The sequence below is a fragment of the Streptomyces sp. URMC 123 genome (assembly GCF_051386515.1).
Lineage (GTDB): Bacteria > Actinomycetota > Actinomycetes > Streptomycetales > Streptomycetaceae > Streptomyces.
On the sequence record NZ_JBPQTV010000237.1, the window covers coordinates 1 to 10,006 of the forward strand.

Genomic DNA, 10,006 nt, shown 5'->3' on the forward strand with positions numbered 1-10,006 from the left:
GGCCCGCGCCCGGGTCGACGCCATTCCCGGCCGGGTGACCTTCACCCCGTACCACGAGGTGCGCAGCGGGGTGTGGTGCCTCGCGCTCCAGACGCACGGCGCGCTGCCGCCGCCGCGCCGCGACATCGTCTTCATCCGGGGCAGCCTGCGCTGGCTGGCCGCCCGCTGGCCGGACGACGCGTGGTGGATGGCCGTCAACCCCGGCTCGCCCTGCGAGGCGTACTTCCCCGGGGGCGCCGCGTTCCGCGAGACCTGGCGGATGCACGGGGAGCGCGCGTGGGTCGAGCAGGGCGACACCCTCCGCACGCTGTGGACCGGGCCCCTGCACGGCCCGGTGGCCCACGGCCTCGCCTGCGGCGCGCTGCTCTGCGTGAGCAACGGCTCCCTCTGGAACAACCTCCAGTGGCACGGGACGGGGTACGACGACGAGAAGGAGCGCCTCAAGGAGTGGTGGGGGATCACCAGCCGTGAGGACTGGCTGGCCGCGATCGAGCCGCTGCTCGCCGGGCGGATGACCTCCCCGGTCTGGGAGTACGCCCTGGAGGTCCGGCGGGAGCTCGCCGGCGAGGGGGGCGCGCGGATCGGCCCCGTCCAGTGGCGCGACGCGGCGGAGCGGCGGCTGCGCGCGGAGGGCGCGGGGGACCACCGGGTGCGCCTCACCCACGAGGTGATCGGCCGGATCGTCCGCTACGAGGCCCGCTTCCGCGCGGACGGTCTCCTCGCGGAGGGCGACTCCGTACGGTCCGTGCTGGCCTGGGACTTCGGCCGCGCGTCCAAGATGGCCCGCTGGGGACTGGGCGCGCGCTACTGCGAGCCGTGGGAGACGGAGGCGGCGGTGGTCCGCGCGGGCGAGGCGGCCCGCGCGGTGTACGGGTCCTGGGCGGAGTTCTCCGCGGGATACGTGCTGGGGCGTGTGCTCCACTTCGATCAGGAGGAGTTCGGCGACTGGTACGAGTCGATGCTCATCGCCCACCAGGTCCTGATGTCCGACCCGGGCAGCCCCTGGCTGAACATCCCGTTCCGGTGAGATCCGATGAGACCGGTCGACTGTGAGGAGTGCGGATGAGTGCGCGGTGGTCGGAGTCCGAGTGGGCGGAGCGCAGCGCGGCGTTCCCCCTCGGCTCCCGCGTCGAGGGCGTGGTGGAGCACCATGCCTCGTTCGGCATGTTCGTGACGCTCGACGCGTGCCCGCGTGTGCGGGCGATCGTGGAGGCCATCGCGTACCTCCCCGAGGGCGTCCCGGTCGATCCGGCCGCGTGGCCCGTGCCCGGAAGCCCGATCAACGGGGTGGTCGTGGCCCACACGGCGCACAACCAGCAGATCAAACTGCGGGTTTCGCCGGCTCGACACGGTACAGCCTGACCACTCCAGGGCTCGACATCCTTCGACGGGGAAGTTGAACTCACCGCTCTGCCGTGAATTGTTCAGCTGCACAAAAACGTCGCGCTCTCTCCCCTGGGAGCCGGCTCGGCTGCAACTGGGCGGCCCGGCAAGGACGCCTGATCGCGAGAAAGCCCAGGCTCCAATCCCTTCACCTGCGCCGCGCCAACCGCCGTCGTCGCGTTCCGAAGGTCGGGACCGCACCAATCTGAAGCGAACACCCGAGTGTCACCTTTGGGCCACTGGCCAAAAATAACGCCTAGCAAACCGCCATGATCATGACTGTATGATCAACTCGAGCCAAGGGGCGCCTAGCTGTCGCGCACGGATCTCGAAGCGTACGAAATCCTCAGCAGCAGGACTGTTCAGTCCAGTCCGCGCTTCCCTTCCTCAGTTCACAAGAAGCAAGCAAGAGAATTGGGCAGTCTCGTGAAGAGGACAACCAAGCTCGGAGCCATCACCGTCTCCGCACTCTCGGCCGTCATCGCGATGCCGAACGTCAGCATGGCCGCCAACCCGGACACGCTGGTTCAGAATTCAACTCTTTGGGGCCAGATGAAGTGCCTGGAGATCAGTAACTCCAGCACGAGTAATGGTGCACGCGCGCAGATCTGGGATTGCAACGGCCAGGCCGGGGCCCTGTGGCGGTTCAACCGCAACTCCGACGGTAGTTACTACATCGTCAACAATAACAGTGGCAAGTGCCTGGAAATTGCCGATTCCCGCACCGACAACGGGGCGCCGGCCCAGCAGTGGAGTTGCGCGGGCATCGCCACACAGCGCTGGTTCTTCTCTGCTGGTCATATTTACAACGCGAACAGCAAGAAGGTCCTGGAGACCAACAACGGTAGCTCGGCGAACGGCGCCCGGGTGCAGCAGTGGCAGCTGTCCGACAACGACCCCCTGTACCAGCAGTGGAGCTACGGCACTGGCTGAGCCCACATGGCCGCACCCCGGCCATCCGAAGCCGATAGGCCATAGAAAAAGTAGAGCGGCTGGCTCCTTTGAGTCAGCCGCTCTTCCATGCTCAGTCCGACACAGGTGCAACTCACATACATTTCGACGTCTGAGGAATGTCCTTAACAGCGTCCTGGAGATCCACCAGGCCGTCCCCCGCACTGTACGAACCGTCGAGGAAGGTGACCTCAATGGCAGGGTTTCGACCATAGGTGGTAAGAGCACGCACGTTCTCTCGCTCATACCGCTTTTCGTCGAGGACCCAGTCGATGCCGTTCACGGTCATGCATTGATCGGTGGTGGGCATCAGAGGTGGGACACCGCAGCGGAGAACAACTGTTGGGCTCCCCCAAGCTGCGGTTCCATCGGCGTCCGTGGCCTGCCGAGCGTTCCCCATGAGGGTCGAGGGAAGCTTGGATGTCACCTGCTCGCAAGCCGGGTTGGCCCCGTCAGGCGCGGCTCGCACGTGTTGCCTGTCCGCACTTTGCCAGTAGAAAACCGCTCCTGCTGAAAGGGCGGCAGCGCACACAAGAGCCACTATGCCGTGTGACACGCGAACCCTCATTGCCGCTCCTCCCAAGCTTCCTGTCCGACAACTCTATCGTGGCCTGGCCGGTGCCTCCGAGGCTTCGAGCCCACCAAGCAGAGCAAACAACACGGGGCTGCCTAGCGGGAGGAGTGCCAGCTTCTCCTCCCACAGAGCATGCTTGACGTTGCCCGGCCGGAACAGGATTCGCGGTGGCTGCGGCATCTCTTGCGGCGAGGGCAACTCCTGCGGAGAGTTGGCCATGACACCGGGCCATGGCGTCCGCGTTCGGGAGAGCGCTCAGCCGCGCGTCGTCGTGCGGGTCGCTCCAAGTGAACTGGGCGCGTTCATCGATGCCGTGAAGGCCGGACGGCTCGACACGCTCAGCGAGGGGTGGGGCCGGGTGGGCGCTTGTCGCCAAGGGCCTCTTAAGGAGCCACCATGACCGCATCGCCGATATGGCAACAGTCCTCCTTCTGCGGGGAAGGGGCCAACTGCCTCGGCCTCGCCGCGGGGCCCGATGGGAGCGTCCGCGTTCGGGAGAGCGCTCAGCCGCGCGTCGTCGTGCGGGTCGCTCCAGGCGAACTGGGCGCGTTCATCAGTGCCGTGAAAGCCGGGCGGCTCGACGCGCTCGGGGAGCGCTAGGTCTGGTCAGGAGTGGGCTCGCGCGGATCGACGGCGCCAAGTACGCAAGGTCGTGACGCATGCGAGGGTCAGAATCACTGCTACGGCGAGGAAGCGGGTGACACTCCAAGTCGTACCTACCAGCGCTTCCTGCCTACCGGCCTCGACGGACAGTCGCATGGACGTCTCGCCAATGGCCACGGCTGGGATCAGAAGCTGGAAGGGCAGACGGTAGGGCCCAGTGCGCGCGAGGTGACCCGAAAGGCCGCAGAGCGGCCCCAGGATGAGTGCGAAGAAGCACCATACGAGGAGCATCGAGAGGAAACTTCCCCAGGCGAAAGTGGTAGTGTCCGGGTCGCTGAAATCCACGGACCGGAAGTCACCCTTGGCCGCCTTGGTTGAATAGTAGGCGAACACAGTTACTACCAGCGAAATAAACCCCATGATGGCGGCGCGCATCCTAGTGCCAGTCAGCAAGCCGGAAATGAAAGCCAACAGGGCGTATATCCAACCCGCTACCAGGGTGACGCTTGCTGCGTGGCTCACCTGCCCATTCATCGATTCAAGAACTGGGCCGGAAATTCCGACAGCTAAGCCAGTCGCAAGGGGAAGCGCGATGGCCAACAGCGGTGAGCGCACGTACATGACCTCGATGCTAAGGGCGGCGATGTGGGCCCGGATCTTACCCACTCCACCTGACGACCCGCCAGCGTGGGTTAATGTCGCTGGAGTGGTGCGGTGTGTTGCAGGGCATCTCAAAACCCTTGCAGATGCATTTGAGGGGCCCTTTCGAGGCGTCACTCAAGGAGTAATCACATTCATTACGCTAGACGCATCACGCTGAGCCAACCCACTACTGCGTAAGGCGACCCCCTCGAATATGCACCCCCCGAGGGCTCGACGAATCTATGCCATCCGTTGATCAAAGAGCAAGGAGGGCACGACAATTGGCCAGTTGACTACGCCAATGCCAGCAACAGGTAGTCCTGACCAGCAAATTGGCCATCCGACCACCCGCAGAAGGTGTGGCCATTTTTCGACGTCCCGGGCTGGAGCCATGCATTCCCCATGCGTGATTAATTGATCAACGCTGGCCAGCCATGAACTCGGCCGGTGAGAAGGAGGGGGGCGGTTCTTATGCGCGCATCCCTCGCGGAGGTGGCTGATGCCGTCGCTAGGGGCGCTGGAGCAGGCCACGCTCCAGGGCCACCACCACCGCGCGCGTGCGGTCGTTCACGTCGAGCTTCGCGAACAGGCGCAGCAAGTGCGTCTTGACCGTGGCCTCCGAGATGACGAGGCGTTTGCCGATCTCCGCGTTGGTCAGGCCGTCGGCCACCGCGCCGAGGACGTCCGTCTCGCGGGCGGTCAGCGGCTCCTGGGCCGGCCGCCGCATGCGGGCGATCAGCTTTTCGGCCACGCGGGGCGCGAGGACCGTCTCGCCGCGCGCCGCCGCGCGGATCGCGTCCGCGAGCTGTTCCCGCGTGGTGTCCTTGAGGAGGTAGCCGATCGCACCGGCCTCCACTCCGCGCTCGATGTCCTGGTCCGTGTCGTACGTCGTCAGGATCAGGACCCGCGTGCGCGGGTGGCGGGCGACGATCTCCGCGGTCGTGCCGACGCCGTCGAGCACCGGCATCCGCAGGTCGATGAGCGCGACATCCGGCTCGTACCGCTCGACGAGCTCGAGGGCCGCCCGGCCGTCGCCCGCCTCGCCGACGATCTCGATGCCGTCCTCGCCGGCGAGCAGGGCGACGACGCCCGCCCGCATCACCGTGTGGTCGTCCACGACGAGCACCCGGATCGGTCCGCCGGTCATGCCGCCCCCTCGCCTTCCTCGTGGCCGGGCGTCCCCGGCGGCAGCACCGCCAGCACGCGCGTGCCGTCGCCGACGGAGCTGGTGACCGTCAGCCGGCCGCCCAGTTCCGCCAGGCGCTTGCGCATGCCGTCGAGGCCGAAGCCGGTCGACTCCTCCGGGACGAAGCCCGCGCCGTCGTCGGTGACCTCCAGCTCCACCCCGTACGGCCGGCGGGCCAGGATCACCCCGACCGTGGAGGCCCGCGCGTGCTTACGGACGTTGGCCAGCGATTCCTGGGTGCAGCGCAGCAGCGCGATCCGGGTCTGCTGGTCGCAGGCCACGTCCGCCAGGTCGGCCTCGACCGTGAGGCCCGTGTCCTCCGCGAAGCGGTCGAGGATGCGGCGCAGGGTCAGCGCCACGGAGCCGGCCGGCGCGCCGCCCCGCTGCTGGGCCGAGCCCACCAGCTCGCGTGCCTCGGCGAGGTTCTCGCGGGCCGTCGACTCGATCGAGCGGAGCTGCTGGGCGCTGCGCGCCGGGTCGGCGGCCAGCCCCGCCCGGGCCGCCTCCGCGAGGACGACGATCGACGCGAACCCCTGCGCGAGCGTGTCGTGGATGTCCCGCGCCATCCGCTCCCGCTCGTCCGCCGCGCCCTGGCGCTGGTGCGCCTCGGACAGCTCCGCCTGGGTCCGCTCCAACTCCACGATCAGCCGGGCCCGTTCCGTGCTCTGGGCGACCACGGAGTGCGCCCAGAGCCCGATCAGGACCCCCACCGCCACGACGATCAGCGTGGACACCACCGTCTCGCTGAAGAACGCCAGCGACCAGCCCTGCCGGGTCCAGCTGCCGGCCAGCGACGCGGCGGTCGCCAGCCCCAGGAACCCCATGGAGGCCCTGGGAGTCCGCCCGAACATCCAGTAGTGCGGCAGCGTCACCATGAACAGCGCCGCGTAGCTGCTGCGCAGGTACGCGAGCCCGCCGAGCGCGAGCACCAGCACGGTGAGGTAGACCCGCGGCCGTACGACGGGGTTGTCCGGGAAGCGGTCGAGGACCGCGTAGCAGAGCACCACGCAGCCGAGCAGCGCGAGCGCCCCGTACTTGCTCCCGCCGGGACGGTCCATCGCGGCGAGCCCGACGGCCATCGCGGCGAACAGCACCCAGCACACCGCGTTCCAGCGGCGCAGCGAGACGGCCCACACGGTGTCGGCGGAGGGCCCGGCGGGGGCGGGAGATCCGGCGGGAGCGGAGGGGCCGGCCTGGGCGGAAGGCCCGGCGGACGTGGAGGGCCCGGCGAGAGCGGTCATGCCCATCAACGTACGTCGGCCACCGGTTCGCGGTCCGTCCGGCCCGGCACGGCCGGGGCACGGCGCGCCGGGCGCGAGGGCCACCAGGTCGCCTCGCCGAGCAGCAGCAGCGCGGCCGGCAGGATCATGATCCGGACGACGAAGGCGTCGAGCAGGACGGCCGCCGCGAGGACGAAGCCGATCTGCTTCATCTCGATGATGTGCAGGAAGACGAAGCTCACGAACACGGTCGTCATCACGACGGCGGCGCTGGTGACGACGCCCGCCGACGTGCGGATGCCGTCGAGCACCGCCTGCCGCGTGGGGACGCCGGCGAGCACCGCCTCCCTGATCCGGCTGACCACGAACACCTGGTAGTCCATGGAGAGCCCGAAGAGGATCACGAAGAGGAAGAGCGGGACGCGGGAGCCGATCGAGCCGGTGGAGTCGAAGCCGAGCAGCCCCTCGGCCCAGGTGCCCTGGAAGACGAGGACGAGCAGTCCTAGCGCGGCCGCGGCGGACAGCAGGTTCAGCACGACACCGATGAGTCCGAGCGCCACGGAGCGGAAGGCGTACACGGTCATCGCGAAGGTCACCAGCAGCAACGCGGTGAGCACGAGCGGGAGTTTGCCGTTCTGGTGGGCCGGATAGTCGGCGTAGCGGGCGACATCGCCGGTGACGCCGTACGCCGCGCCCTCGATCCGGCCGACGGTGGCCGGCAGATAGTTCTCGCGCAGATGGGCGAGGGACTCGTACGCCTGCGGCGAGTTGCCGAGGTGCGGGACCTTCAGCCGCAGGACGCTGACGCGCCGGTCGTCCGAGGTGCGCAGCTGCGAGCCGTCGGCGAACAGCGGGTCGGCCTCGGCCAGTTCGGCGACTCGGCGCAGCGCCCCGGTGACCTCCTGGACGCGCGACGCGTCGGCCCGTACGACGACGTCGTGGGTGACCCGCTGCTCGGGGAACGCGTCGTTGAGGCGGTCGTACACCCGCATCGCGGGGATCTCGCGGGAGTGCGTGTCCCGGCTCATCTCCGTGATGTTCAGACCGGCCAGCGGGAGGGCGAGGCCGAGCAGGGCGAGGACCGCGACGCAGAGCGTGGCGAGGGGGTGCCGGGCGGCGGGCCGCAGCAGCGCCGTCCAGATCCGGCCGCCGCCGCCCCGGCCGCTGCCCCGACCGCCGCCGCCCTGGCCGTCGCTGCCCCGACCGCCGCCGCCCTGGTCGCCGCCCTGGCCGCGCGTGCGCCGGGCCGGCTTCCCGCGCTCCGCCCGGCGCCGCGCCCCGCGCTCCGCCCGCCTGCCGAGCAGGGCCAGCAGCGCGGGCAGCGCCGTCAGGGAGCTGGCCACGGCGACCAGGACGACCAGAATGGTGCCCGTGGCGAGCGAGGAGAAGATCACGTCGGAGGCGAGGTAGAGCGTCGCGGTGGAGACGACGACCGCCAGCCCCGACACCACGACCGCCCGGCCCGACGTGGCCGCCGCCAGCTCCACCAGCGCCTCGGTGCTCAGCCGGCCGCCGGCGCGGGCCCGCTCCTCGCGCTCCCGCTTGAGGTAGAAGAGCGTGTAGTCGACGCCGACGGCGAGGCCGATCATCAGGATGACGTTCGTGCCGACCCCGGCGTCGGGCGAGACGTGCGAGACCACCATCGACAGGCCGATCGCCGCCGCGATCGAGGTCAGCGCGAGCAGCAGCGGCACGGTGGCCACCACGACCGAACCGAAGGCGACGAGCAGCGTCACCAGCGTAACCGGCAGCGTGATCATCTCGGAGAGCGCCAGGTCGTCGGCGCGCTGCCGGTCGACGCCCTTGCTGACGGAGGGGGACCCGGTCTCCTCCAGCAGCAGCCCGGGGTGGGCCTCCTGGACGGCCGCCGTCTGTGCGAGCAGCGCGTCGACCTTGTCCTTGGCGTCCCGCTCCTCGCCCTTGAGGGAGACCTCGACCATGAGGTGGCGGCCGTCGCCCGACCACAGGGGCGCGGCCACGTCCGCGACCTCGGGCAGGGGCTTCATCCGGGCGGTGAGGTCCCGGGCGGCCGCCTCGGCCGCCCGGCGGTCGGGGGCGCCCGAGCGGGCGGAGATGAGCACCTGTTCGGCGGGCCTGCGCTCCAGGTTCCCCTCGGTCGCCATGGCCTCGGCCCGGCCCGCCTCGCCGACGCGGTAGTCGGCGGTCTTGGCGCTGTTGGTGCCCACGGCTCCGCCGACGACCAGGCACAGTGCCACGAGGACGAGCCACCCGGCGATCGCCCGCCAGGGGTGCCGGGCGCTCCGACGCGCCATCCGCACAGTGAGTGAGTTCATGCGGAAAGCCTGGTTGAGCAGGGGAGTTGGCGGACAGAGGTGTCAGGTTGAACCTGCGGTCCACCGATCGGTGGACCCGGGGGTGGGGGCACCCCCCGGGCACGACGGGGGCCCGCCCTCAGAGGCAGGAAGACGTCCGGGGCAGGCCCCGCACCGCCTCGTCCAGCGCGGCGACCCCGTCGCCCGCGCTGTCGGCGGCGGCGAAGAAGGTCACCTCGACGGCCGGATCGCGCCCGTACGTCGTCAGGGAGCGGACGTGCTCCCGGTCGAACCGCCGCTCGTCGAGGACCCAGTCGACGCCGTTGACGGACAGGCACGGCGCGACCGTCGGAGCCGGCGGGGCGACGCCGCAGCGCAGGACGATCGACGAACTCCCCCACGCCGCCGTGCCGGCGCCCTTCGTCGCACGGCGGGGCGCGCCCAGAACGCTCGACGGGAGTCGGGACATCACCTTCGCGCAGGCGGCGCTCGCGCCGTCGGGGGCCGCGTCGACGCCTCGGCGGCCGTCGTCCGCCGGCCATCCGCAGCCGGCCACCGCGGCCGCCGACAGCGCGGCGAGGGACGCCGTGATCAGCAGCGCACGGCCCGTACGGGACTTCATCCGCATTTCCCCCGATCGCGCGTTCAGCCGAACCCTAACGCGACCGGAGGCACGCCCCCGCACCCCCCATGAGAACGTACGAGCGAACAGTTCTGGTCAGCTATGGTTACCCCCGAGTAGACCGCTCAACGGGTCCACGGGGGCCCTTACTTGACGAAGGAAGACCCATGCGTCGTCGTTTCCTCACCCTCGCGCTCAGCGCCGTCATCGCCGGTGGCGCGCTGACCGTCGTCGTCCCGGCCCAGCCGGCCGCCGCGGCGAAGATCACCTGCAACTACAACCAGATGCAGAACGACATCGCCAAGCTGCGCGCCAAGGCCCAGCGGATGAAGCGTGAGGGCGAGCCCGAGGCCGCCCGTCGCGCCACCCAGCAGGCCGACGCGATCCAGCGCCAGCTGAACTCCTGCAAGGCGGCCGAGGAGAACAACCCCACCTGGCCCCGCTAGTCCGTCCGGTAGTCCGTCCGGTAGTCCGTCCGGTCCGGGAGGGCCGCGACCGACACCGCGGTGACGAGGCCGGCCCCGTACGCGTAAGCCCAACGCGTACGGGGCC

Annotated in this window: 12 protein-coding genes; 6 read left to right on the forward strand and 6 right to left on the reverse strand. The window is 69.7% G+C overall.

Annotation, left to right across the window (positions count from 1 at the left end):
• The 3 genes from ACSNOD_RS23010 to ACSNOD_RS23020 form a co-directional block, all read left to right on the forward strand.
• On the forward strand, positions 1 to 1,027 hold a 1,027-nt coding region (locus ACSNOD_RS23010; RefSeq protein WP_436768922.1), incomplete at its 5' end, for a DUF1266 domain-containing protein.
• Positions 1,028 to 1,062: 35 nt separating this feature from the next.
• Positions 1,063 to 1,362, forward strand: a complete 300-nt coding sequence (locus ACSNOD_RS23015) for a hypothetical protein (protein ID WP_436768923.1) — start codon at positions 1,063 to 1,065, stop codon at positions 1,360 to 1,362.
• 447 nt (positions 1,363 to 1,809) lie between these two features.
• Positions 1,810 to 2,316, forward strand: coding sequence for an RICIN domain-containing protein (locus ACSNOD_RS23020; RefSeq protein WP_436768924.1), 507 nt, complete (start codon positions 1,810 to 1,812; stop codon positions 2,314 to 2,316).
• 112 nt (positions 2,317 to 2,428) lie between these two features.
• Here ACSNOD_RS23020 and ACSNOD_RS23025 read toward each other — a convergent pair whose 3' ends face one another.
• A complete protein-coding gene (locus ACSNOD_RS23025; RefSeq protein ID WP_436768925.1) occupies positions 2,429 to 2,902 on the reverse strand; it encodes a DUF3515 domain-containing protein in 474 nt (157 codons plus the stop codon).
• Between ACSNOD_RS23025 and ACSNOD_RS23030 the strand changes: the two genes are divergently transcribed.
• Complete coding sequence (locus tag ACSNOD_RS23030) at positions 2,877 to 3,308, forward strand: DUF397 domain-containing protein (protein WP_436768926.1); 432 nt, start codon at positions 2,877 to 2,879, stop codon at positions 3,306 to 3,308. The genes ACSNOD_RS23025 and ACSNOD_RS23030 overlap by 26 nt on opposite strands.
• Positions 3,305 to 3,508, forward strand: a complete 204-nt coding sequence (locus tag ACSNOD_RS23035; protein ID WP_436768927.1) for a DUF397 domain-containing protein — start codon at positions 3,305 to 3,307, stop codon at positions 3,506 to 3,508. The genes ACSNOD_RS23030 and ACSNOD_RS23035 overlap by 4 nt, the downstream gene beginning before the upstream one ends.
• A 6-nt stretch (positions 3,509 to 3,514) precedes the next feature.
• Here ACSNOD_RS23035 and ACSNOD_RS23040 read toward each other — a convergent pair whose 3' ends face one another.
• The 5 genes from ACSNOD_RS23040 to ACSNOD_RS23060 all read right to left on the reverse strand — a co-directional run bounded on the left by ACSNOD_RS23040 (position 3,515) and on the right by ACSNOD_RS23060 (position 9,454).
• Complete coding sequence (locus ACSNOD_RS23040; RefSeq protein WP_436768928.1) at positions 3,515 to 4,132, reverse strand: DUF6518 family protein; 618 nt, start codon at positions 4,130 to 4,132, stop codon at positions 3,515 to 3,517.
• Positions 4,133 to 4,661: 529 nt separating this feature from the next.
• Entirely contained in the window at positions 4,662 to 5,300 is a 639-nt protein-coding gene (locus ACSNOD_RS23045) for a response regulator (RefSeq protein ID WP_436768929.1), read from the reverse strand.
• Positions 5,297 to 6,580 (reverse strand): sensor histidine kinase, encoded by a 1,284-nt coding sequence (locus ACSNOD_RS23050; protein WP_436768930.1) that lies wholly within the window; start codon positions 6,578 to 6,580, stop codon positions 5,297 to 5,299. The genes ACSNOD_RS23045 and ACSNOD_RS23050 overlap by 4 nt, the downstream gene beginning before the upstream one ends.
• Positions 6,581 to 6,585: 5 nt before the next feature.
• On the reverse strand, positions 6,586 to 8,853 hold the full coding sequence (locus ACSNOD_RS23055; protein WP_436768931.1) for an MMPL family transporter: 2,268 nt from the start codon (positions 8,851 to 8,853) through the stop codon (positions 6,586 to 6,588).
• Positions 8,854 to 8,971: 118 nt separating this feature from the next.
• Positions 8,972 to 9,454 carry a DUF3515 family protein gene (locus ACSNOD_RS23060; RefSeq protein WP_436768932.1) on the reverse strand — a complete coding sequence of 161 codons (483 nt, stop codon included), beginning with the start codon at positions 9,452 to 9,454 and terminating at the stop codon, positions 8,972 to 8,974.
• Positions 9,455 to 9,621: 167 nt separating this feature from the next.
• On the opposite strand from ACSNOD_RS23060, the gene ACSNOD_RS23065 reads away from it, so the two are divergent.
• Positions 9,622 to 9,900 carry a hypothetical protein gene (locus tag ACSNOD_RS23065; protein ID WP_436768933.1) on the forward strand — a complete coding sequence of 93 codons (279 nt, stop codon included), beginning with the start codon at positions 9,622 to 9,624 and terminating at the stop codon, positions 9,898 to 9,900.
• Positions 9,901 to 10,006: the final 106 nt, after the last annotated feature.

Excerpts from the sequence above, each read along its gene's own strand:
- ACSNOD_RS23015 (WP_436768923.1), top strand. The coding sequence starts at position 1,063 with ATGAGTGCGCGGTGGTCGGAGTCCGAGTGGGCGGAGCGCAGCGCGGCG.
- ACSNOD_RS23030 (WP_436768926.1), top strand. The coding sequence starts at position 2,877 with ATGCCGTGTGACACGCGAACCCTCATTGCCGCTCCTCCCAAGCTTCCT.
- ACSNOD_RS23025 (WP_436768925.1), bottom strand. The coding sequence starts at position 2,902 with ATGAGGGTTCGCGTGTCACACGGCATAGTGGCTCTTGTGTGCGCTGCC.
- ACSNOD_RS23035 (WP_436768927.1), top strand. The coding sequence starts at position 3,305 with ATGACCGCATCGCCGATATGGCAACAGTCCTCCTTCTGCGGGGAAGGG.
- ACSNOD_RS23040 (WP_436768928.1), bottom strand. The coding sequence starts at position 4,132 with ATGTACGTGCGCTCACCGCTGTTGGCCATCGCGCTTCCCCTTGCGACT.
- ACSNOD_RS23045 (WP_436768929.1), bottom strand. The coding sequence starts at position 5,300 with ATGACCGGCGGACCGATCCGGGTGCTCGTCGTGGACGACCACACGGTG.
- ACSNOD_RS23050 (WP_436768930.1), bottom strand. The coding sequence starts at position 6,580 with ATGACCGCTCTCGCCGGGCCCTCCACGTCCGCCGGGCCTTCCGCCCAG.
- ACSNOD_RS23055 (WP_436768931.1), bottom strand. The coding sequence starts at position 8,853 with ATGAACTCACTCACTGTGCGGATGGCGCGTCGGAGCGCCCGGCACCCC.
- ACSNOD_RS23060 (WP_436768932.1), bottom strand. The coding sequence starts at position 9,454 with ATGAAGTCCCGTACGGGCCGTGCGCTGCTGATCACGGCGTCCCTCGCC.
- ACSNOD_RS23065 (WP_436768933.1), top strand. The coding sequence starts at position 9,622 with ATGCGTCGTCGTTTCCTCACCCTCGCGCTCAGCGCCGTCATCGCCGGT.